At 60.8% G+C, this 21266-nt stretch carries 21 protein-coding genes; 14 read left to right on the forward strand and 7 right to left on the reverse strand.

Annotated elements, in window-relative coordinates:
• The first annotated feature begins 270 nt into the window (after window positions 1-270).
• Genes RN346_RS09885 through RN346_RS09895 form a run of 3 tightly spaced genes read left to right on the forward strand, consistent with a single transcriptional unit; the run spans window position 271 to window position 3499 of the window.
• A complete protein-coding gene (locus RN346_RS09885) occupies window positions 271-1137 on the forward strand; it encodes a hypothetical protein (protein ID WP_263586974.1) in 867 nt (288 codons plus the stop codon).
• A complete protein-coding gene (locus RN346_RS09890) occupies window positions 1134-2066 on the forward strand; it encodes a diguanylate cyclase domain-containing protein (RefSeq protein ID WP_311961007.1) in 933 nt (310 codons plus the stop codon). Before RN346_RS09885 ends, RN346_RS09890 begins: the two co-directional genes overlap by 4 nt.
• Window positions 2067-2101: 35 nt before the next feature.
• A complete protein-coding gene (locus tag RN346_RS09895) occupies window positions 2102-3499 on the forward strand; it encodes a bifunctional DedA family/phosphatase PAP2 family protein (RefSeq protein WP_311961008.1) in 1398 nt (465 codons plus the stop codon).
• An 11-nt stretch (window positions 3500-3510) separates the two neighbouring features.
• Here the strand turns inward: RN346_RS09895 and RN346_RS09900 are convergent, their stop codons facing one another.
• The 3 genes from RN346_RS09900 to mpl are packed head-to-tail and all read right to left on the reverse strand — an operon-like array spanning window position 3511 to window position 6205.
• Window positions 3511-4134, reverse strand: a complete 624-nt coding sequence (locus RN346_RS09900) for a LysE family translocator (protein ID WP_263586971.1) — start codon at window positions 4132-4134, stop codon at window positions 3511-3513.
• Window positions 4135-4189: 55 nt separating this feature from the next.
• Complete coding sequence (locus RN346_RS09905; protein WP_311961009.1) at window positions 4190-4828, reverse strand: flavin prenyltransferase UbiX; 639 nt, start codon at window positions 4826-4828, stop codon at window positions 4190-4192.
• Window positions 4829-6205: a UDP-N-acetylmuramate:L-alanyl-gamma-D-glutamyl-meso-diaminopimelate ligase gene (gene mpl / locus RN346_RS09910; protein WP_263586969.1), complete on the reverse strand. Its 1377-nt coding sequence runs from the start codon at window positions 6203-6205 to the stop codon at window positions 4829-4831. It lies immediately after the preceding gene.
• Between the two features lie 218 nt (window positions 6206-6423).
• Here mpl and RN346_RS09915 point away from each other — a divergent pair, with 218 nt between their 5' ends.
• Window positions 6424-6810: a glutathione S-transferase N-terminal domain-containing protein gene (locus RN346_RS09915; RefSeq protein ID WP_263586968.1), complete on the forward strand. Its 387-nt coding sequence runs from the start codon at window positions 6424-6426 to the stop codon at window positions 6808-6810.
• Window positions 6811-6837: 27 nt separating this feature from the next.
• Here RN346_RS09915 and RN346_RS09920 read toward each other — a convergent pair whose 3' ends face one another.
• A complete protein-coding gene (locus RN346_RS09920; RefSeq protein ID WP_311961010.1) occupies window positions 6838-7392 on the reverse strand; it encodes a hypothetical protein in 555 nt (184 codons plus the stop codon).
• 307 nt (window positions 7393-7699) lie between these two features.
• On the opposite strand from RN346_RS09920, the gene RN346_RS09925 reads away from it, so the two are divergent.
• From RN346_RS09925 to pepQ, 7 genes are all read left to right on the forward strand, one after another.
• On the forward strand, window positions 7700-9286 hold the full coding sequence (locus RN346_RS09925) for an ABC transporter substrate-binding protein (RefSeq protein WP_311961011.1): 1587 nt from the start codon (window positions 7700-7702) through the stop codon (window positions 9284-9286).
• Between the two features lie 161 nt (window positions 9287-9447).
• Window positions 9448-10497, forward strand: coding sequence for an ABC transporter permease (locus RN346_RS09930; protein ID WP_311958076.1), 1050 nt, complete (start codon window positions 9448-9450; stop codon window positions 10495-10497).
• Window positions 10494-11429, forward strand: a complete 936-nt coding sequence (locus tag RN346_RS09935; protein ID WP_263586964.1) for an ABC transporter permease — start codon at window positions 10494-10496, stop codon at window positions 11427-11429. Before RN346_RS09930 ends, RN346_RS09935 begins: the two co-directional genes overlap by 4 nt.
• 7 nt (window positions 11430-11436) lie before the next feature.
• Complete coding sequence (locus RN346_RS09940; protein ID WP_311961012.1) at window positions 11437-12453, forward strand: ABC transporter ATP-binding protein; 1017 nt, start codon at window positions 11437-11439, stop codon at window positions 12451-12453.
• Complete coding sequence (locus tag RN346_RS09945) at window positions 12450-13529, forward strand: oligopeptide/dipeptide ABC transporter ATP-binding protein (protein ID WP_311961013.1); 1080 nt, start codon at window positions 12450-12452, stop codon at window positions 13527-13529. The genes RN346_RS09940 and RN346_RS09945 overlap by 4 nt, the downstream gene beginning before the upstream one ends.
• Before the next feature lie 49 nt (window positions 13530-13578).
• Window positions 13579-14490, forward strand: coding sequence for a LysR family transcriptional regulator (locus RN346_RS09950; protein WP_263586961.1), 912 nt, complete (start codon window positions 13579-13581; stop codon window positions 14488-14490).
• Window positions 14491-14501: 11 nt separating this feature from the next.
• The gene (pepQ, locus tag RN346_RS09955; protein WP_311961014.1) at window positions 14502-15803 is read left to right on the forward strand and encodes a Xaa-Pro dipeptidase; all 1302 of its coding nucleotides are present in this window, start codon (window positions 14502-14504) and stop codon (window positions 15801-15803) included.
• Window positions 15804-15842: 39 nt separating this feature from the next.
• Here the strand turns inward: pepQ and RN346_RS09960 are convergent, their stop codons facing one another.
• On the reverse strand, window positions 15843-16619 hold the full coding sequence (locus RN346_RS09960) for a TatD family hydrolase (protein WP_311961015.1): 777 nt from the start codon (window positions 16617-16619) through the stop codon (window positions 15843-15845).
• Between the two features lie 119 nt (window positions 16620-16738).
• On the reverse strand, window positions 16739-17347 hold the full coding sequence (locus tag RN346_RS09965) for an OmpW family outer membrane protein (RefSeq protein WP_311958082.1): 609 nt from the start codon (window positions 17345-17347) through the stop codon (window positions 16739-16741).
• A 612-nt stretch (window positions 17348-17959) separates the two neighbouring features.
• Between RN346_RS09965 and RN346_RS09970 the strand changes: the two genes are divergently transcribed.
• Both RN346_RS09970 and RN346_RS09975 read left to right on the forward strand, forming a co-directional pair.
• Window positions 17960-18814 (forward strand): MoxR family ATPase, encoded by an 855-nt coding sequence (locus RN346_RS09970; RefSeq protein WP_311961016.1) that lies wholly within the window; start codon window positions 17960-17962, stop codon window positions 18812-18814.
• 3 nt (window positions 18815-18817) lie between these two features.
• Window positions 18818-19993 carry a VWA domain-containing protein gene (locus RN346_RS09975; protein ID WP_311961017.1) on the forward strand — a complete coding sequence of 392 codons (1176 nt, stop codon included), beginning with the start codon at window positions 18818-18820 and terminating at the stop codon, window positions 19991-19993.
• A gap of 89 nt (window positions 19994-20082) precedes the next feature.
• On the opposite strand, the gene RN346_RS09980 is transcribed toward RN346_RS09975, so the two are convergent.
• Window positions 20083-20643, reverse strand: coding sequence for a hypothetical protein (locus RN346_RS09980; RefSeq protein ID WP_311961018.1), 561 nt, complete (start codon window positions 20641-20643; stop codon window positions 20083-20085).
• 177 nt (window positions 20644-20820) lie between these two features.
• Between RN346_RS09980 and RN346_RS09985 the strand changes: the two genes are divergently transcribed.
• Window positions 20821-21258 carry a RidA family protein gene (locus tag RN346_RS09985; RefSeq protein ID WP_263586954.1) on the forward strand — a complete coding sequence of 146 codons (438 nt, stop codon included), beginning with the start codon at window positions 20821-20823 and terminating at the stop codon, window positions 21256-21258.
• Window positions 21259-21266 lie beyond the last annotated feature (8 nt).

The following is a 21266-nucleotide window of genomic DNA, read 5'->3' on the forward strand; positions in this document are numbered from 1 at the left end:
TCTCTCCCAGTGTGGTCATCGTGGTGCCTGCATAGACTCGCCCCGTATTGGCGGGTGTTGGCAAGATTTGGCAGGTGTCAGCGAGTCGGACCGTCCGCTCGACGGCTGCCCGCTGCAACGGTGGAAACATCTAATAACATTATCACCCACAAAATAAATAGACTAAACGTTATACTGAGTTTTCGAATTCGAACCACCCGTACGCCTTAGACGTAGCGTCGCTTTTTCGCATCAGGCCCTCTTCTCAAACCGAGTCAGCAGTCAGTTACCATGCCAAACGAGTACAAAGTATGCTTTTTGAGAATCAACCTGCTGCTGGCCGCCGCCGCGCTCGCTTTCTGGTCCTACGGGGCACCGGCTCCCGCCGCAATTGCACTTTGGGTCGGCGCGTTCTGGCTGTTGCTCACAGCGACCCTTATGGACTTCAACCTGCGCCGCTCGCGGGATCTAAGCTGGCAGCTGTTGACCATACTTTTGCTGCTGTATCTGATCGCGGCCGCGCCGGAGCGCCATGGCATCCTGGTCTGGGTCTGGGCGGCATTTTTCTTGCTCCCTCAAAGCCGGATGATGCTCACCTTCAACGTGTTGGGCGCCGCCGTCAGCTGGGTACTAGTGGCGCTTGCCACGCCCATGGCTCAAGCGCTGATGCTACTGCTGGCGCTGGGTGTTCTATCACTTTTGGCCTATGCCCAAAGCCGTAAACTGGTCGACGTGCACGGCTCCAGCGTACGCCAGCGGCTGCGCTTGATTCCGGGGCTCAATCTGTGGCCCGCCGAGCAGCTTTTGCGCGATTTGAACCGTGAGCAGATTCGCGCCAAACGCGAAAACATCCACGCCGAGGTGATGATCGTTCACGTCAAGCGTCATCAGCTCTGGTCCTGCGCCCAGCGCCTTTGCAATTTGACGCACGCTTTCGAGAGCGTTTACCGCCTCGATGGATCATCGCTTGCAGTGCTGCTGCTGTGCACCGACCCTCATGACATGAACGAGCGTCGCCAGCGGCTTTGCAGTGCGCTCCCCGGCGACACTCGTTGTCAGTACGTTGCGCTCAGCGAGCTTGGATCAGAGCCGATCACGATCAAATCGCTCACCCGTCAATCCGTCGCGATCGACGCGCCCAGAGAGTGCTGTTCATGACCCGATATTTTCATCCGCGGGCGCTGATGTCACTGACGTACGTTGCCTGCCTGTTGATTACCGCCTGTTATACGCTGTGGCTCTACGCCATGGGCTACTATCGCGAACTGATGGTGCCGCTGTTTATCACGCTGCTACTGATAACGGCGGTGCTTTTGCACTGCGGCCGCGCTCTTTCGCCTTACGGGCCTCGGGCAATTTTGCTTGCCAGCGCCTATATCGGCGTCTCCTCGGCCTTCTACTTCGGCCTGGCACACTCACTGCTTTGGCTGGGCCTTCCGGTGGCGGCGGCGTTCGTGCTGCTTCCTCACTGGAGCGCGCTTTGTTTGAATTTGCTCTATACGCCGCTTTGGTGGCTGATACCGCCGGTCGAAAGCGATTTGTTTCCTCTTTCCTTCGGCTATTTGGCGATCATTTTAATGTTCGCTTTGCCGCCCTGGGAGCTGGCCAGACGCCATGCGCTGCTGCGCGCCTCTGATCCTCATGACAACGAATGCGACGCTTACGATATCGATACGCTCAAGGAGCGGCTGAGCAACGAGTTCCAGCGCGCGCGACTGCTCGACAAACGACTGGCGGTGTTGGTGCTCCATTTGCCCCAGCTCGACATGGCCGAAGAGCAGTTCGGCCTTCGCACGAAAAAAGCGCTGCTGGAGGCGCTTTGTAGCGAGGTCAACCGCCGCTGTCGCGATCACGACCTGCTGGGCCGCTTGGGCGGTGCGAATTTTTGGCTGGTTCTGCCGGACACCAGCGAAAGCGGCGCGCTACTGGTACGCGAGCGTCTTTATCGGGCGCTTTCAAGGCGAGTGCTGATCGAAACCGGCCCGCTCGAGGCGCGCATCGGTGTATGCTTACCGCGGCCCGACGAGCGTTTTACTCGCTTCATTCTGCGTCTCGAGCGGCTATCGGAAACGCTACATCGTCATTGATTAACACAGCACCCCGACCATGAACGGAGTCTTTTGTGTCGCTCGCCGAACAGCTGATGGATCTATCGCTTTCACCTTTTACGCTGCTTCTTCTGATCTTTTTGATATCGGCGCTCGAGTCGCTGGCCGTGGTGGGCCTTTTGGTCCCCGGCGTGGTGCTGGTAACCGCAGCCGCCTCCATGGCGGGCCATCAGGGAGTGGATATGCTGGGGCTGTTGCTGGCCGCGTTTTTCGGCGCGGTCGCCGGCGACGGAGTCAGCTTCAAGCTCGGCTATGACTACCGCGAACAGATAACGCGCCGGTGGCCGCTGTCCCAGCATCCAGAGTGGCTGGAGCGCGGGAGGCGCTTTTTCGAGCGTTACGGTATCTATTCGGTGTTCATCGGCCGCTTCGTCGGGCCGGTGCGGCCCATCATTCCGCTGATTGCCGGCATGATGCGAATGCGCCCGCGTACCTTCGTATGGGCCAACCTGAGCTCGGCGCTGGTATGGGCCCCCGCCTACGTGCTGCCGGGCTATCTTTTGGGCCACACCTGGCAGCGCTACCTGACACTTCCGCCTAACATCGAAGCCGCACTGATGGTCATTGGCGCGATCACAGTGGCACTAGCGGTCGTGTTCTCCTGGGGGCGCGCCCAGGTGGGACGCCACGGCCGGCTCTATTTGATGACCGCGCGCCTGGCGCGGCGTCTGCCTTTGGCGCGCCGCCCCTGGCTTGCCATGAGTCAGTCCGGCGAAGTACCGCTGGCCTCGCTGCTGCTGTTGATCATCGCACTGACGGGGTTCTGCGCTTGGACGCTGTACGTGCTGACCTCCCCGGAGTCGCTAACGCTCGATCTGCAGGCCCAGCGGCTGTTCGACTGGCTTCGAACCGAGCCGCTGCTGTGGTTTAGCCTGGGGTTGGCCAAACTCGGCGACAAGCTCGGCATTGCGGTACTGATGACGCCCTGGGCGCTGTGGCTTGTGCTCAAACGACGCTTCGACGTGCTCGCGTGCTGGGGGGCAGCACTTGGCGGCGTTGCGCTTTTAAATATTGTCGGCAAGGCGGTATTCGGCCGCGCCCGGCCGGAGACGCCGGATTACCTGGTTGGCTCGCTCTCCTACCCCAGCGCCCATACGTCCGGTTTCGTGGTAGTGGTGGGTCTTGCCGCCGCGTTCATCGCCGCCGAGTGTTCGCGTCGCTATCGCCTGTGGGTCTACTGGGCAGCGATCATCATCGTGCTGCCCATGGCGCTGTCGCGACTTCTGCTTGGCGTGCACTGGCTGAGTGACCTGATCGGCGGGGCGCTTTTAGGGCTTTGCGTATGCGCGTTGACCCGACTTTTATGGCAACACCGCGTACGTGCGCCGCTATCGCCCTGCCCGTTTGCCGCGCTGATGGGGATAACGGTAGTGCTGGTCGGCCTGCGCATCGCTTTTTTGCCGCCGGTGTAGCGAGAACGAGCCTAGCCCAGCGCCAGCCAGAGCCCCACGCCGATCATCAGCGTGCCGGCAATGCGGTTCATCAGGCGCACGTTACCGCTTTTGCCCAGCGTTTTGCGAAGGGTCTTGCCGCCGGTGGCGTAAACCAGAAGGCTTGCAAACTCGATGACGAGAATCACCGCGATCAGCGCGACGAGCTGGTGAAAAAGCGCCCGGCTGCTGTCGAGAAACGGCGGCAAAAGGGCGACGAAAAACGCCCACCCTTTCGGGTTGGCAATCGCCGTGACGAACCCTTGGCTTGCCAGCTGAAGGCGCCCGGCAGGCTTTCCGGTCTCGATCTGGTCAGGGATCGCCATGCGCCCTCGCGAGCGCCACATCATCACGCCAAGATACGCAAGATACGCCCCGCCAACCCACTTGAACACGGTAAAGAGCGCCGGCTGCTTGAGCATCAGCGCGGCCACGCCAGCGCCCGCCGCTGCGGCCACCAACCCCACGCCCAGAAGCTCCCCGGCCATCATCCAGAGCGTGCGTTTGACGCCCTGGGTCATGCCCAGCACCATTGAAAGCGTCATGCACATACCCGGCGTCAGCGATACGAACAAAAAAGTGGGAATGAAGACGGAAAGCGTGGCCCAGGAGAGCATGTGCGTGAATCCTTGAAAAAGTCGATATGAACGGCCAAACCTCAGCGGGGCCTACCTATTCGCCTTCGCCCCAGCGCGGCATCAGGGTGTGGGCGATACCGAGCTGATTGAGAATGCGCGCGACGATGAAATCGATCATCTCATCGATCGTGCGCGGGCGGTGATAGAACCCGGGAGCGGCAGGTAAAATCACCGCGCCCAGCCGGCTCAGCGTCAGCATGTGCTCGAGATGAATCGCCGAGAACGGGGTTTCCCGCGGTACCAGCACCAGCGTTCGCCGCTCCTTGAGCGCAACGTCTGCGGCGCGCTCGATCAAATTGTTGCTCGCCCCGGTGGCGACCGCCGACAGCGTGCCGGTCGAGCAGGGGCAGATCACCATCGCCGACGGCGCCCCGGAACCCGAGGCGACCGGCGCCATCCAGTCCTCGCGGCCGAAGCAGCGAATCTGGCCCTCGAAGGCCCCGCTCAGCGCCGTCAAGGCCTCCTGCAGACGCTCGGGCTTGGCGGGCAGATCCACGTCGGTTTCGGTTGCGATCACCATGTGCGCCGCCTTGGAGATCATCACCCACACCTCGTGGCCGGCCTCGATGAGCACCTCGATCAATCTGAGCCCGTACTGGGCGCCGGAAGCGCCGGTCAGCGCCACGCTCACTGGCGCCTTGAAGGTTGGCGCGGTATTTGGCTGTGTCGACATTTAGCTCTCTCTGGCGCGAAGCGCGCTCAACAGGCGTTCATGAACCCCGGCAAAGCCGCCGTTGGACATCACCACGATGCGATCCTGAGGCAGCGCCTTGGCCACAACCGCACTGACCAGCGCGTCGATATCGTGATAGAGCGCGCCGTGGCCCTGCTCGTCGACCAGCGAGGCCATCGACCAGTCAAGCCCGGCAGGTTCGAACCAGAACACCGCATCGGCATCGTCTACGCAGGCTTTCAGGCGGTCACGCAGCGCTCCCAGCCGCATGGTATTCGAGCGCGGCTCGATGACCGCCAGAAGCCGCCCCTTGGGCGTGGCAGCGCGCAGGCCTTTCAGGGTCGCGGCGATTGCCGTGGGGTGGTGGGCAAAATCGTCGATCACCTGAACGCCGGCGATGTCGCCGCGCACTTCCTGGCGGCGGCGCGGGGTTTGAAAGCGTGAAAGCGCAGCACAGGCCCGCGGCAGGTCCACGCCCAGCTGGCGCGCGCAGGCGAGTGCGGCGAGCGCATTGCAGGCGTTGTGCTCGCCGGTCAGCCCCCACTCCACCACGCCATCCTCAGAGGTGTCGCCCTGCTCGAAAATGACCTTGAACCGGCTGGCATCCGGCTGCTCCAGCTGGTAACGCCAGGGGCTTTGCGCGTCGCTCCCGAAAAAGGTTACCGGTGTCCAGGCGCCCATGTCGAGCACGCGCGAAAGCGCCGGCTGATGGTCGGCCACCAGCAGCAAGCCGTTGCCCGGCACGGTGCGCACCAGGTGATGGAACTGGCGCTCGATCGCGGCCAGGTCCGGGAAAATATCGGCGTGGTCGAACTCCAAATTATTGAGCACGGCAACGTGTGGACGGTAGTGGACGAACTTGGAGCGCTTGTCGAAAAAGGCGGTGTCGTATTCGTCGGCCTCGACCACGAAGGGGCCATTCGGTGCCCCCAGGCGCGCCGAGACGCCGAAGTTGCGCGGCACGCCGCCGATCAGAAAACCCGGCGCCTGGCCCGCGCTCTCCAATAACCAGGCGAGCAGGCTCGCCGTGGTGGTTTTGCCGTGGGTGCCGGCAACGGCGATGACCTGGCGGCTGGGGAGCACGTAGTCGGCGAGCCACTGCGCGCCGGAGGTGTAGCGCAGCGTCGAATTCAAAAGCGCCTCGACCTCGGGGTTTCCGCGCGAGAGTGCGTTGCCCACCACCACCAGGTCGATATCCGGGCCGAGATTCTCGGCGCGGTACCCCTGCATCAGGGCGATACCCGCCTCCTCGAGCTGAGTACTCATGGGCGGGTAGACGTTGGCATCCGATCCGCTGACCCGGTGGCCAAGCTCGCGGGCCAACAGCGCCAAACTCCCCATGAAAGTGCCACAGATACCGATAACATGCAGATGCATGGGTCGCTCCCTTACTCGCCGACATCGCGTTTGCAGCGGCGCACATGAAAAACGTAAAAAAATCAGCCGATGAGACTAGCATGCCTTGGCCGAGCGCTCACCACTGCGGCTCAATTAATCCGCCCACGGTGTGACAACGAAGGCGCTTTGTAGCAGGATTGCCGCTTTATCCACCCACCCTTTCGAGCGGGGCGCTATTTCGCCCTTTGGAGTACACGATGCGTAGTGTGATTCGCACCTTCTTTCGCGGCGTTCGCCTGGTAGTGACGCCGTTCATGCTGGCTCAGGAAAAACTCTCCACGCCCCAGGGTAAGGAGCGCACGACTGATGAGCAGGCCCAGGTGGATGAAGCTTGCCAGGCACTTGCGCTTTACCAGTTTCGTAGCTGCCCGTTTTGCATCAAGGTACGCAAGGAGATCGCCCGGCTGAATCTCCCTATCGAAACCCGCGATGCCCAGCACGACGCCGAGCACCGACAGGCGCTCGAGCAAGGCGGTGGCAAGATCAAGGTGCCGTGTCTTCGCATCGAACGCGACGGCGGTCAGACCGAGTGGCTTTATGAGTCCAGCGACATCAACGCTTGGCTCGAATCGCGCTTTGGCTAGCCCTTGAAACTGTCTTTAAAACAGCTTTTAAAACTCCACCCGCCGAGCGCGCAGTTCAAAGCGCCCCGAAAGCGTGGCGGGCTCATTTTCGCTTTGCCCCCCGGGGGCGCGCTCGAGCTCAAAATCACCGTCGATCCGACCAACAAGCGTGAGCCAGGCGCCATCGCGCTCGGCGCGTGTCAGGGTGACGTTAAGCGCGCCAGCCGCCGCGTGGTACACGGGCCCGGTGGTGTCACTGCTAATGAAGTAGACCGCTTCGGCTTGCTCGAGCGTTAGCGCCTCGCCCGCCTCGCTCAGCGATAGTCGCAGCGCCAGCGAGTCGCGGGGGCTCGGATCACTAGCGTCAGTAAACCCCGTAATATCGACCACCAGTGCCTGGCGCTGCTCGACGAAACTGGCGCTGACATCCTCATTTTCTCCGTGGAGATACCAGGCTATCGGCTCACCGTCGAAGGTGGCGCTGATCGCCGGCGCCGGCTCGGTGTCTGCCAGCACTGTCGCCGATAAAAGCGTTGCTAACGCGGCGTGCATGGTCAGCGCGCCCAAAAGGCGTCGTAAGGATGTCAGCGTGCGCGCAATCATGGCGTTCTCCTGTTCTGGCAGGGGATAAATCATACGTTAGTTTTATTTCATATATAAGGCACGGTGCGGCCTGGCGCCGGCTCATTCAGCAGATGAATGAGTCGTGTCATTTTTTCGATTGTGTCCGGTGATGGCCTCTCTCTATGTTATTAGCACTGCGCCGTTGAGGGCGCGGCACTCTCAAAACCTCCTTCGAGAGTGCCGCTTGGCGTTCGATGCTGGCACTGACCGTGTCTTTTGAACCAGCGCCGGTAGCTCAACGGCGCGGGTCACAGTGAATCAACAATAACGTGGGATGGGAACAAACATGATGTCCAAAAAAGCCGTTTTTAAAAAAACCCTGCTGGCTTCGATCATCGGCGCAGCCTTTGCAGGCTCCGCGCTTGTGTCGACGGCGGCGAGCGCCGAAACACTGCGTATCGGCTACGCTGCCGACCCGGAAACGCTGGATATTCACGAGCAACTCTCCGGCGGTATGCTGCGCTTTTCACATCTCTCTTTCGACCCCCTGGTGCGTTGGACCAAGGATTTCCAGTTCGAGCCGCGCCTGGCCACTGAGTGGGAACAAGTCGACGATACGCACCTGCGCATGACGCTGCGTGAAGGCGTGACCTTCCACTCCGGCAACGAGTTCACCGCCAAGGACGTGGTCTGGACCATCGAGCGTCTCAAGGAGAGCCCGGACTACCGCGCGATCTTCGAGCCGGTCGAAAGTGCAGAAGCCATCGACGACTACACCGTCGAAATCACCACTGCCGAGCCCTATCCGCTGCTGCTCAACCTGGCCACCTACATCTTCCCGATGGACAGTGAGTTCTATACCGGTGAGACAGAGGATGGCAGCGACAAGTCTGAAATCGTCAAGGCAGGCGACTCCTTTGCCTCGCGCAATATCTCGGGCACCGGACCTTTCGAGGTCACCAGCCGCCGTCAGGGCGTGCAGGTGGACTTCGAGCGCTTCGACGACTACTGGGATACCGAAAGCGAAGGTAACGTATCCGAGATCATTTTGACCCCGATCTCCGAGAACGCCTCCCGCGTGGCTGCCCTCCTCTCCGGCGGCGTGGACTTCATCGACGCCGTGCCGCCCAACGATCTGGATCGCGTGCGTGAGGCACAGAATATTAATCTGATCGAGGTGCCCGGTACGCGCATCATCGGTTTCCAGCTCAACGAAGAGCGCGTCGAGGCGTTTCAGGATGTTCGCGTGCGCCAGGCCGTGGATCTGGCCATCAACCAGGAAGGCATCGCCGATCGTTTGATGCGCGGCTTCGCCACACCCGCCGGTCAGCTCTCCGCTGAAGGCTACGTCGGCCACAATCCAGAGCTTGTTCCGCGCTACGACATCGAACGCGCTCAAGAGTTGATGGCGGAAGCGGGCTATGAAGATGGCTTCACCATCGACATGATCGCCCCGAACAATCGCTACGTGAACGATGCCCAGATCGCCCAGGCCGTCGCCAACATGCTCTCGCGCATCAACATCACCGTGAATCTTCGCACCATGCCGCTGGCCCAGTACTGGCCGGAGTACGACGAGCGCGGCTCGGACATGGCGATGGTGGGCTGGCACTCGGATACCGAAGACACCGCCAACCTGTTCCAGTACCTGACCTTCTGCCCGGATGAAGAGACCGGCGCTGGCCAGTACAACTACGGCGGCTACTGCAACGAGGAGATCGACGCGCTGGTGACCGAGGCCGACAGCGAAACCGATCTGGAAAAACGCGCCGAGATGCTGAAAGAAGCCGAAGCCATGCTTTACGAAGACGTGGGCTACATCACGCTTCACTGGCAAAACCTGGCTTACGCCGCTGCCGACGGTGTCGACATCGAGCCGGTCGTCAATGCGATCGACTTCCCCTACCTGGGTGATCTGGTCATCACCCGGTAATTCCAGGGTCACTACGGCCCATCAGGCTCGACGCTTTAGCACGGATGCTTCGCTCTCCACCCGGTGGGGAGCGAAGCGTTGCGTTGGGCTTTATCCGGCATTGACCCCAGAGCTTTTTGCCAACGACCTTCCTGATAACGTACACACAGGTGGCGTACGCCATGATTGCATTTCTCATCAAGCGGCTGATGCACGCGGTACTGGTGATGTTCGTCATCAGCGTGCTGGCCTTTGCCATTCAGGACAACCTGGGTGACCCAGTACAACAGCTGGTGGGTCAGTCGGTCCCCGAAAGCGAGCGCGAGGCGCTGCGCGAGCGTTTGGGTCTCAACGACCCCTTCCTGGTGCAGTACGCGCGCTTTGCCACAAACGCCCTCCAGGGCGACTTCGGCCAGTCCTATTTCTACCGCGAGCCGGCGCTGGAGGTCATCGCCCGCCACCTGCCGGCAACGCTCGAGCTGGTGTTCGCTGCCACGCTGATCATCGTCGTGCTGTCGGTGCCGATCGGGGTTTACAGCGCGATCAAGCCGCGATCCCTCGTGTCGCGCTTTTTCATGGGTGTATCGATCATCGGTATCTCGGTCCCGGTCTTTTTGACCGCGATCGTGTTGATCCAGATCTTTTCGATCGGGATCACGATCACGCTCTTTCCCGAGCAGACCGGCTGGGGTGCCTGGCTCAACGGGGTGCTCTCGACCTCGGGTAACATGCCCTCCTTCGGTCGCGGGTATGATCTCGTCCACGTGGTCGGCCACTGGGACACTAATCTGGCGAGCCTGAACGGTTTACAGCATCTGGTGCTGCCCGCCATTTCGCTCGCCTCGATCATGTTGCCGCTATTCATTCGCCTGATTCGCGCCGAAATGATGGAAGTGCTGCAGTCCGAGTACGTGAAGTACGCCCGCGCCAAGGGCATTTCGATGCGCCGCATCTACTTCGTGCACGCGCTCAAGAACACCATGCTGCCGGTCATTACGGTCGGCGGCGTGCAGATCGGCACGATGGTCGCCTATACCATCCTGACCGAAACCGTTTTCCAATGGCCCGGCATGGGACTGATGTTCCTGGAAGCGATCAACCGGGCCGACATTCCGCTGATCGTCAGCTACCTGATGATCGTCGGCGTCATTTTCGTGGTGACGAACACCATCGTGGATTTGATCTACGGCTTCGTTAACCCCACCGTCAAACTGACAGGTAAGCCCGCATGAGTGCCACGACCGCCCCGAGCCGCTGGGAGCGCCTGCGCGACTCCTATCTGTGGTACAGCTTCAAGCGCGACCGCACCGCCCAGCTGTGCCTTTTCGTCTTCATTTGTTTGGTGATCGCAGCGTTTGCCGCGCCGTTGATCGCCCCGACCGACCCCTATGATCTGCGTCAGATCAACATTCTCGACTCGGAATTGCCGCCGTTCTGGATCGACGGCTTCGACGAGCGCTACACCCTGGGCACCGACGCGCAGGGGCGCGATCTCTGGTCGATCATTCTTTACGGGACGCGCGTGTCGCTTCTGATCGGCTTCGGCGCGGTGATTCTGCAGGCGCTGATCGGCGTCACGTTTGGCCTGATGGCCGGCTACCTGGGCGGGCGTGTGGACGCGCTGTTGATGCGCCTGGCCGACATCCAGCTGTCGTTTTCGACGCTGATGGTGGCCATCGTGGTCGGCGCGGTGGTCAAGGCGACCATGGGTAGCGCCTTTTACAGCCAGTACGCGGTGATCATGCTGATTCTGATCATCGGCCTGGCCGAGTGGCCGCAGTACGCGCGCACCGTGCGCGCCTCGGTGCTGGCCGAGCGGGGCAAGGAGTACGTCGACGCCGCCCGCGTGATGGGGCTCAAGAGCCGGCGCATCATGTTTCGCCACGTGCTGCCCAATACGCTGTCGCCCATTTTCGTCATCTCCACGGTACAGATCGCCAACGCCATCATCTCCGAGGCGGCGCTCTCATTTCTGGGCCTTGGCATGCCGGAGACCCACCCGTCGCTTGGCTCGTTGATCAAGGCCGGGTTCGACTATATCCAGTCCGGCTCCTGGTGGATCACGCTGATTCCGGGTGCGGTGCTGGTGGTGCTGGTGCTCTCGATCAATTTGCTCGGTGACTGGCTGCGCGATGTCATGAACCCACGACTCTACAAGGGGTGAGACCACCATGGCACTACTCGAAGTTTCAGGACTCGACGTGCGCTTTGCGCTGCGCCAGGGCGAAGTACGCGCGCTGCGCGACGTCAGCTTCACCCTGGACCGGGGCGAGCGCCTCGGCATCGTTGGCGAATCCGGCGCGGGCAAATCCGTGGCGGCCTTCTCGCTTTTGAACCTGATCGCCAAACCCGGCTTTATCGCTGGCGGTAGCGTCACGTTCGAGGGCCAAACGCTCAACACGATGTCCGAGCGGGCACTCAGGAAGGTACGCGGCCACCGTATCTCGATGATCTTCCAGGACCCGATGATGACGCTCAACCCGGTGCTGTCGATCGGCGAGCAGATGGTGGAGTGTCTGAAAGCGCACCGCCGGATCTCCAGCAAGGCCGCCCGCGCCATTGCGCTGGACAAGCTCCAGCAGGTGCAGATCCCGTCGCCGGAAAAGCGCCTCGATCAGTACCCGCACGAGCTCTCCGGCGGCATGCGCCAACGCATCATCATCGCCATCGCGCTGCTGCTCGATCCGGACATCATCATCGCAGACGAACCCACTACCGCGCTGGATGTCACCATCCAGGCCGAAATCATGGCGCTGCTGCTCGATTTGTGCGAGCAGCACAACGTCGGTTTGATCCTGATCACCCACGATTTGGGCGTGGTCAGCCAGGTCACCCAACGCATGCTGGTGATGTACGCCGGACGGGTGATCGAGCAGGGCCCGACCCGCGAAATCATCAACGACCCGCAGCACCCCTACACCCAAGGGCTGATCAACGCCCTGCCGCAAATGGCCACGCCCGGCGAGAAGCTCAACCAGATCCGCGGCAGCATGCCCTCACTTTCCAATTTGCCCAGCGGCTGCGCCTTTCATCCGCGCTGCGACTTTCGCATTCGACCCAACGGCGAGCCGCGCGCGGCGTGCGTCGAGCAGGTGCCCGGCTTCGTCGACACCGGGAACTGCCGAGTGGCCTGCCATATGGTGGCGGAAATGCTCGAAGACCGTCGGCTGAAGGAGGAAACCCCATGAGCCTCGAGGCGACCCACGCAGAGCCGACCGAGAACGTCATCGCAAGCGATGCGCCGAATAGCGCGCGCGGCGATGCGCTGCTTGAAATTCGTGACCTGAAAAAGCGTTTCTCGCTGTCCGGTGATTTTCTCGATCAGCTGCGCTTCAAGAAAGGCAGGATCACACGCCATCAGGAGCACGTGCACGCGATCAATGGCGTCAATTTGGACATTCAGCGCGGCGAGGCGCTTTGCGTGGTGGGCGAATCCGGCTGCGGCAAGTCGACGGTGGCACGTACCGTCATGGGGCTTTTGAGCCCCTCGGAAGGCGAAATACGCTATGACGGTCAGCGTATCGACGATTTGAGCGCGCGAAAGCTGCTGCCCTATCGCAAGCGCATGCAGATGATCTTTCAAAATCCCTACGCTTCGCTCAACCCGCGCATGACCATCCAGCAAACCCTGGAAGAGCCGCTGCGCTTTCATCACCCGGAGTGGGACCGCGCGAAGGTAGCCGACAAGGTCGAGACGGTGATGCGCTCGGTGGGCATCGACCCGGACTGGGGCAAGCGTTTTGGCCACGAGTTCTCCGGCGGTCAGCGACAGCGCATCGCCATCGCCCGGGCGCTTGCGGTGGACCCGGAATTCATCGTCGCCGACGAGCCGATCTCGGCGCTGGATGTCTCCATTCAAGCGCAGGTGCTGAACCTTCTAATGGACGCTCAGCGCGAGCGCAACCTGACCTATCTGTTCATTACCCACGACCTGGCGGTGGTCGAGCATTTCGGCACGCGGGTAGCGGTCATGTACCTGGGCACGGTGTGCGAAATCGCCACCACTGCTACGCTATTCGACAAGCCGCGCCACCCCTACACCCAAGCGCTCTTATCGGCGATACCGCGGCTCAAGGATGACCGGCCACAACATATTCGCCTTTCCGGCGAGGTGCCGACGCCGGTGAATTTGCCCAGCGGCTGCGTGTTCCACGGACGCTGCCCCCACGCCAATGCACGCTGCAAGGCGGAGATCCCGCTGTTGCAAACCCAGCCTGACGGCACCCGGGTGGCCTGTCACGGCGTCGAAGAGGGCCGACTGTGACGCCGCGTCACCCGTCTGGCGTCGCTTTTTCATCACGATGGGGTAAGGCATGGAAATCCGCTGGCTAGAAGACTTTATCGCCCTGGCCAGAACCCGGCACTTCTCGCGGGCGGCGGACGAGCAGCATGTCACCCAGCCCACCTTCTCAAGGCGTATCAAGCTGTTGGAAGAGGAGATGGGCGCGACGCTGATCAACCGCCAAACGCTGCCGCTATCGCTGACCCCGGCAGGTGAAGAGTTTCTGACGCTTTGCGAGCAGATCACCGACCGCGTGCGCCTGACCCGCGACCGGGTGCAGGAGATCAGCGCCGGCGAGCAGCGCCGCATCATGTTGGCCGCGCCGCAAAGTCTCTTGTCACGGTTCATGCCTGAGTGGCTCGAGGGACTGGGCTGGCAGCATCAGGTCCAGCCCTACCTGCGGGCGACGGGCTGGGCGGCCAGCGACTACTTTCAGGCGCTGGGCCGCGCCGAGTGCGATCTGGCGATCTGCTATTGGCCGACCGGGCGTTTCGATCCGGATATCGACACCAGCGCCTGCGTTTACCGGGTGATCGGCACCGAGCGGCTGATTCCCGTCATCGCGGCAAGCCTGACCCACCAGCCCGGTGCCCAGCTTCCCGGAAGCCCTACCAAACCGGTGCGCTGGCTTGCCTATCCCAAGCGCAGTCTACTGGGCGGGGCGATCAAGGCCCACCTGGCAAGGCTTTCGCACAGCAGCTACCTGAGCGCGCAAAGCGACAATCTTTTTGCGGCGAATATCAAGGAACTCGTGCTTCTGGGCTATGGTATGGGGTGGCTGCCCGAGCGAAACGTCAGCGCCGAGCTCGAAAGCGGCGCGCTGGTGCGCGCCGGGGATACTCGCTTCGACGTGTCCACTGAGCTTCGCCTGTACCGCCATCAGAAAAAACACCACGCCGAGCTGGAGAGGCTCTGGAGCGAGCTACCCGCGCTTCACGTTTAAAAGGGACGACCATGTCAGAGACACTTTTTGCCTTACAGCTGGCGCACTTGAAGCGCCTGGATCGCGCCTACGCCGGGATTCTCGAGCGCGAAGGCCTCGAGAGCGTGGCCATCTACAGCGGCCATAGTGAGCCCTTCTTCGCCGATGACCACGCACCCGCTTTTCAGGCCTATGGACACTTCATGCACTGGGTCGGCTTGGCCGGGGCCGAGCGCAGCTGGGTCGTCATCAAGCCAGGGCAAAAGCCCCAGCTGCTGCTCTACGCCCCGAGCGATTTCTGGCATCTGACGACCACTCTACCCGAAGAGCCCTGGATCGAAGCCTTCGATATCACGCTCTGCAAGGAACCCACCGCTCCAGCGCTTTCGTCCAAAGCGGCGGTGATCGGCGACGTCGAGCGCCTGGACGCGCGTCAGCAAAAGGCGCTGTCCGGGGCGCAGTTCATGCCTCAGGCGCTGATCACCGCGCTCGACGAGCTGCGCGTGATCAAAAGCGACTACGAACTCGCCTGCCTGCGCGAGGCTAACCGTTTGGCCAAGGCGGGCCATCAGGCGGCCAAGGCGGCGTTCATTGGCGTGGGCGCCGAGCTCGACGTTCAGCTTGCCTACCTGGGCGCGAGCCGTCAGCGCGAGTCCATGGTGCCTTATCAGAATATCGTCGGTTTGAACGGCCACGCCGGCGTGCTGCACTATCAGCACTACGACCTGACTCCGCCGAAGCACAGGTACAGCCTGCTGGTGGATGCGGGTCACCGCTTTCGCGGCTACTGCGCCGACATCACCCGCACCCACGTCGGCCCGGACGCGCCGGAAATCTTCGCCGCTCTGGTCGTGGCGCTGTACGGGCTCAAAAACGAGCTGGTTCAGAGCATCGGACCCAACGTCGAATTTTTGACGCTGCACGAACAGATGCACCGCCGCCTGGCGAACATTCTGGTGAGTTTCGATCTTTACAAGGACAGCGTCGAAAGCGCAGTCGATCTCGGCGTTACCCGCGCCTTTTGCCCTCACGGTCTTGGCCATCTGCTGGGCCTACAGGTACACGATGTGGCGGGCCTCAAGAGTGAAAGCGGCTCTCCCCTGCCCGCCCCGGAAGAGCACCCGGCGCTGCGCCTGACCCGCACGCTCAAACCCGGCATGGTCGTCACCATCGAGCCCGGGCTCTACTTCATTCCCATGTTGTTGGCCCCACTCAAGGAGCGCGAGCTTGCCATCAACTGGCCGCTGGTGGACTCGCTAATCAACTGCGGCGGCATTCGGGTCGAAGACAACGTCGTGGTCACCGAATCGGGGTTCGAGAATCTAACGCCTTGAAGCGGGCGCCCTGAAGCAGAGAGCGAGGCAACCCGCCGGCTAAATTCCAAAAAGCCGGCGGCTGTTGTCGCGGATGGCATCGAGGATCTCCTCCGGTGACTCTTCGCGAATCTCGCAAAGGCTTTTAAACACGTGTTGAATACGCTCGGGCCGGTTGGGTTCGCCCTGAAACCCCTGAACGGGCATGTCCGGCGAGTCCGTTTCCAGCAGCAGTTTTGAGAGCGGTAGCCGCGCAAGCGTACGGCGCGTCTTGGTGGCGCGCTCATAGGTCATGGTGCCGCCTACGCCAATAAAATAGCCCACCTCGATGAACGCTTGAGCCTGCTGCAGGCTTCCGGCAAAGCCGTGCACGACACCCGTTTTAGGTAGCGCTAGGCGACGCAGGTGCATCGCGAGCTTATCGTGGGTGCGCCGCGAGTGCAGGATCACCGGCAGCTCGAACCGGCGGGCCAGTTTGAGCTGCGCGTCGAGCAGCGCTTCCTGCTTTTCGAACTGCGGGTTGTCGATAAAGAGATCCAGCCCGATCTCACCGATGGCGACCAGTTTCTCGGGGCGCTTTTCGAGCCACGCCTCGAACTGGCTCACGTGCTCCTCCTTGAATTCACTAATGGTCATTGGGTGAATCCCGAGCGCGGCATGGATGGGCTCGAACCGCTCGGCCAGCGCCATGACGCCGTCGAAGCGCTTTGCCGTAACGCCAACCGCAATAATCTTTTCAACACCCGCCTGACGTGCCTGCTCCAGACTCCGCAGCTCATCGCCATAAAACGGGGGGAAGTCGAAGTGGCAGTGAGTATCAACGAATCCTGCGGACATGCCGGCTCTTCTCCAGGGCTTTTACAGGTGATAGTAAATCGGTTAGATGCGCTCATACAAAAACGCCCGGCTTTCGCCGGGCGTTTCATGTTCATGGATCGAAAATCGATCACGCCATTTTAGAAGCGTAGTGTAACGCCGCCGCCAATGGTAACCGGGTCCATTTCGACATTACCGATGGTGTCGCCGTTGACACGATAGTCGGAATCGACGTCGGCATAGTTGGCAAAACCGTTGAGCATGACGTTATCGGTGACTGCCAGATCAATACCTACCTGGGCCGCCGCGCCGTAGCTGTCCTTGATTTCGACATCGCTCGGCACACCAGAGAAACGGGTGTAGTTGAGACCCGCACCCACGTAGGGCTGCACTTTGGACTCGTAGCCACCCAGCGGGTAGTAGTTGACCATCAGGTTGACCGGCAGGCGGTCGGTAGTACCCACGTCGCCCAGGGCGTCAGTGTTCAATTGATGCTCGAACTTCTCAGAACCGTTGAGTTCGATGCCCACGTTGTTGGTGAACAGATAGCCCAAACCGTAGGTGAAACCGCTTTCGTTTTGAACATCCAGCGAACTACCCAGAAGGTTACCGTTGCTGGAACCGGTATCGGTTTTAGCGTAACCGCCGCGAACGAAGACGTCACCCGCCTGGTAGGCAAGCGCGGCCTGGCTTGCCATTAGAACGCTTGCAGAAATTACGGCAGCTGAAATTACTTTAACTTTGCTCATCACGGTCATCCTTTTAGTTTGCCGATGGCTCAATTTGCCACGAACGACGCCGTTGCCTCCGGCTTACTTATACAATATATACTAATCGAACAGTGTTTCCAAACATTCAGTGGAAGTCTTTTATAATATTTTTTTCTAACGACCGCTGTTTTATAGCCATAAAAAAAGGTCCCCCTAAGGGGACCCAGGTGGAGCACGCCAGCTCACTCGGTGTATCGTCCGGTTGGACGACATGGCAACGAAGGGAGAATCGAGAAGTCGTTTGATTCTATTCGTATGCCTCTTGCCCATTTATATTGCGAGCGGCGTGCCACTATTTTTTTACACTTTAAAAATCAACTACATATAAAAAAATTCCGTATCACCACTTACTGCGCCCCTGTTCATGCTCTTTTAACGCGCACCATCAGCGGGCACAAAAACCCGTTTTTGCATCATTGCGTTGCACTAAAGTCGTATTCGATCGGAAAATTTTCGCTGCTTCAGCCACTTGCCGTACTGCTGGCCCCAGCGTTACGCGGTGACGACGCTTTGTGACACGCCACGTGTCACGTAAACTGATCCGCTATCGCATCTTGATCCGCTTCCCATCCGGCCTTCAAAGGAGCCCCCATGGCGTTCGATTCCACTACCTCCTACATCGCAACCGAGGCGCTCAAGCAGGCGGTCAACGCGGCCGTTATGCTCGAGCGCCCGCTCTTGATCAAGGGCGAGCCGGGGACAGGGAAAACGCTGCTGGCCGAGGAGCTTGCCCGCTCGTTCGATACCGAGCTTTTGACCTGGCACATCAAGTCGACCACCAAAGCGGCTCAGGGGCTCTACGAATACGATGCGGTCAGCCGGCTGCGCGACTCCCAGCTGGGTGTCGAGGGTGTCGAGAACGTCGCCAACTACATTCGTCCCGGCAAGCTGTGGGAAGCGTTCACCGCCGATAAGCGCGTAGTGCTGTTGATCGATGAAATCGACAAGGCGGACATCGAGTTCCCCAACGATCTACTTCAGGAGCTGGATCGCATGGAGTTCTTCGTTTATGAAACCGGTGAAACCGTACGCGCCCGGCACCGCCCGATCATCATCATTACCTCGAACAATGAAAAAGAGCTGCCGGATGCGTTTTTGCGCCGCTGCTTTTTCCACTACATCGACTTTCCCGATCGCGACACCCTGCAAGCGATCGTCGATGTCCACTTTCCCGACATCGCGCCAACGCTCGTTTCCGAGGCGCTCAACGTCTTTTTTGAACTGCGCGAGGCGCCAGGGCTCAAGAAAAAGCCCTCGACCTCGGAGCTGGTCGATTGGCTGAAGCTTTTGATGAGCGACGAGCTTTCCCGTGAAGCGCTTTATCACCGCGACCCCTCAAAAGCGCTGCCGCCCATGGCCGGGGCGTTGATCAAAAACGAACAGGATACCCATCTGTTGGAACGTCTCGCGTTCATGATGCGCCGCCAAAAAGGGCCGGGGCGTTAAGCCATGTTCATCGGCCTGTTTGAGACGTTGAAGCGCACTGGGGTGCCGGTTTCGCTGCGCGAGCTGCTCGACTTGCACGCGGCGCTCGAGTCCGGCGTGGTATTCGCCGATATGCAAAGCTTCTACCATGTCGCGCGCACGGTGATGGTCAAGGACGAGCGTTACTTCGACCGCTTCGATCGCGCCTTCGCTGCCTGGTTCGAGGGGCTCGAAAGCGTGGAGGCCGGCATCGAGGCGCTGATTCCGGACGAGTGGCTGCGTCGCGAATTCGAGAAGCAGCTCTCCGAGGAGGAGAAAGCGAAAATCGAGTCGCTGGGCGGGCTCGAGGCGCTAATCGACACCTTCAAAAAGCGTCTGGAAGAGCAGAAAGAGCGCCACGCCGGCGGCAACAAGTGGATCGGTACCGGCGGCACCAGCCCCTTCGGCGCCTACGGCTACAACCCGGAAGGCATCCGTATCGGCCAGGACGGCTCGCGCCATCGCCGCGCCACCAAAGTGTGGGACGAGCGCCGCTTTCGCGACTACGACGACAGCCTGGAGCTTGGCACGCGCAATATCAAAATGGCGCTACGTCGGCTTAGAAAGTTCGCCCGCCAGGGCGCGCGTTCAGAGTTCGACATCAAGGGCACCATTCGGGAAACCGCCCGCGATGCGGGGCTTTTAAACGTGCAGATGCGTCCGGAGCGCCATAACGCCGTCAAGATCCTGCTGTTTTTAGACGTCGGCGGCTCGATGGACGATCACGTACGCGTGTGCGAGGAGCTCTTCTCCGCGGCGCGCTCGGAGTTCAAGCACCTGGAATACTTTTACTTTCACAACTGTGTCTACGAAGGCGTCTGGAAAAACAATCGCCGCCGCGGCAGCGAACGTCTCTCGACATGGGAGCTTCTGCGCACTTACGGGTCGGATTACCAGGTCGTGGTGGTGGGCGATGCGGCGATGTCACCTTACGAGATCACCCACCCGGGTGGGAGCGTCGAGCACTTCAACGAGGAGCCGGGAGGCGTTTGGCTAGAGCGTTTGACGAAGCACTTCCCGAAACTCGTATGGCTCAACCCGGCCCTGCCGCGCACCTGGGAGTACACCTACTCGACGAAGCTGATTCAGGAAATCGTCGAGGATCGCATGTACCCGATGACCGTCGAAGGGCTCGAAACGGCCATGCGCGAGCTTTCGTGAGTGCTTTGATGTCGTCAGTGCTTTGATGTTATAAGTGCTTTGCTTTCGCAGCCACTTTTTATACGAGCAAAGGCCAGGCTCGAATGACGTTAAAGCGCGCTCGGCGCGCGCTCGAGGCCTTCCAGGAAATCACGCTTGGCCGCCTCGAACGCTTTCGGGTCGTGCTTGAAGCGACGCAGTATCCGGTCGTGATCCAGCGTCAGGGTGGGTGAAACGTCCTCGAGACACGTCGCCGGATGGCGGGCGTTGAGTCCGACCCGCTCGCCGTTTTCGCCGTCGAACCAGCGTTTGAGTCCGCAATCCTGATAAAACGCCACCTGAGAGGGCTCGCCCACTTCGACCTTGAGCGGCACGTTGAGGCTAAGCTCGCTGATCAGCCGCGCCCTGGCGCCCTCGCGCTGCTCCCAGGCCAAACTCAGCGTCATGCCCTCGCCCTTCTCGTCGAGCACCAGTAGCGCCAGCGCCAGAATCTCGCCGCCGCTTCCCGTACCGGCGATGAGCCGCGCGGCTTCCTGCTCGAACAAAACGTTTTGGGTGCCCGTGAAGACCACCAGCGGGGTCAGGCCCGCCTGCTGGCCGTACACCTTTGCACACAGTTTGGCGAGACACGCGCGGCGCTCGCGGGGCTCTTTAATCTGGACAACCTTCATTGCGCTCTCTCATCGTGCTTATTTCTGACCAACATCGGCGCGCGTGCAGCGCCGTTCAAGGCTCGCAAGCCTAGAGCAAACCGCGCCTGGGTGCCAGAGCGATCACGCAAAGCAAGCGCTCATGTGCCAGGCTGGTCGCACAGAACGCAATATCCCCCAGGCCGACAAGGAGAGCCCGTGCCCCAGTTCATCAACGACCCGACCCTGCCCAAACCCGATTTTCCCGGCAGCCACATGGTGGTGGATGACCAGTATGTGTTCATTTCCGGACTGACCATTGCCGATATCGTCGAAGAGGATCAGGTCATCGGCGACGTCGCCAAGGAGACCCACCGTATCATGCGCGAGCTCGAGCGCATGCTGCGCCAGGAAGAACTTGAATGGCGCGATGTGGTGCGCGTCGATATTCACATGACCGACCTTGGTGAGATCAGCAAACTCGACAGCGTCTACGCCGAATTTTTCGACGCGGGCCAGTACCCGGCGCGTACCTGCACCGAGGCGAGCCGCCTGTGCAAGGGCAGCAACGTGGAGATCACACTGATGGCGAGCCGCAGCCGACGCTCACAGAAAGAAGGCAACCCCCAGCCCGATTCGGATACCGGCCCGGAATAACCCCTTCC

The sequence above is a fragment of the Halomonas sp. PAMB 3232 genome (genome assembly GCF_031954225.1).
Classification (GTDB): Bacteria; Pseudomonadota; Gammaproteobacteria; order Pseudomonadales; family Halomonadaceae; genus Vreelandella.

Bases quoted from the DNA above. Each gene is read 5' to 3' on its own strand.
- RN346_RS09885 (WP_263586974.1), top strand. From the start codon at position 271: ATGCCAAACGAGTACAAAGTATGCTTTTTGAGAATCAACCTGCTGCTG.
- RN346_RS09890 (WP_311961007.1), top strand. From the start codon at position 1,134: ATGACCCGATATTTTCATCCGCGGGCGCTGATGTCACTGACGTACGTT.
- RN346_RS09900 (WP_263586971.1), bottom strand. From the start codon at position 4,134: ATGCTCTCCTGGGCCACGCTTTCCGTCTTCATTCCCACTTTTTTGTTC.
- RN346_RS09905 (WP_311961009.1), bottom strand. From the start codon at position 4,828: ATGTCGACACAGCCAAATACCGCGCCAACCTTCAAGGCGCCAGTGAGC.
- mpl (WP_263586969.1), bottom strand. From the start codon at position 6,205: ATGCATCTGCATGTTATCGGTATCTGTGGCACTTTCATGGGGAGTTTG.
- RN346_RS09915 (WP_263586968.1), top strand. From the start codon at position 6,424: ATGCGTAGTGTGATTCGCACCTTCTTTCGCGGCGTTCGCCTGGTAGTG.
- RN346_RS09920 (WP_311961010.1), bottom strand. From the start codon at position 7,392: ATGATTGCGCGCACGCTGACATCCTTACGACGCCTTTTGGGCGCGCTG.
- RN346_RS09925 (WP_311961011.1), top strand. From the start codon at position 7,700: ATGATGTCCAAAAAAGCCGTTTTTAAAAAAACCCTGCTGGCTTCGATC.
- RN346_RS09930 (WP_311958076.1), top strand. From the start codon at position 9,448: ATGATTGCATTTCTCATCAAGCGGCTGATGCACGCGGTACTGGTGATG.
- RN346_RS09935 (WP_263586964.1), top strand. From the start codon at position 10,494: ATGAGTGCCACGACCGCCCCGAGCCGCTGGGAGCGCCTGCGCGACTCC.
- RN346_RS09940 (WP_311961012.1), top strand. From the start codon at position 11,437: ATGGCACTACTCGAAGTTTCAGGACTCGACGTGCGCTTTGCGCTGCGC.
- RN346_RS09945 (WP_311961013.1), top strand. From the start codon at position 12,450: ATGAGCCTCGAGGCGACCCACGCAGAGCCGACCGAGAACGTCATCGCA.
- RN346_RS09950 (WP_263586961.1), top strand. From the start codon at position 13,579: ATGGAAATCCGCTGGCTAGAAGACTTTATCGCCCTGGCCAGAACCCGG.
- pepQ (WP_311961014.1), top strand. From the start codon at position 14,502: ATGTCAGAGACACTTTTTGCCTTACAGCTGGCGCACTTGAAGCGCCTG.
- RN346_RS09960 (WP_311961015.1), bottom strand. From the start codon at position 16,619: ATGTCCGCAGGATTCGTTGATACTCACTGCCACTTCGACTTCCCCCCG.
- RN346_RS09965 (WP_311958082.1), bottom strand. From the start codon at position 17,347: ATGAGCAAAGTTAAAGTAATTTCAGCTGCCGTAATTTCTGCAAGCGTT.
- RN346_RS09970 (WP_311961016.1), top strand. From the start codon at position 17,960: ATGGCGTTCGATTCCACTACCTCCTACATCGCAACCGAGGCGCTCAAG.
- RN346_RS09975 (WP_311961017.1), top strand. From the start codon at position 18,818: ATGTTCATCGGCCTGTTTGAGACGTTGAAGCGCACTGGGGTGCCGGTT.
- RN346_RS09980 (WP_311961018.1), bottom strand. From the start codon at position 20,643: ATGAAGGTTGTCCAGATTAAAGAGCCCCGCGAGCGCCGCGCGTGTCTC.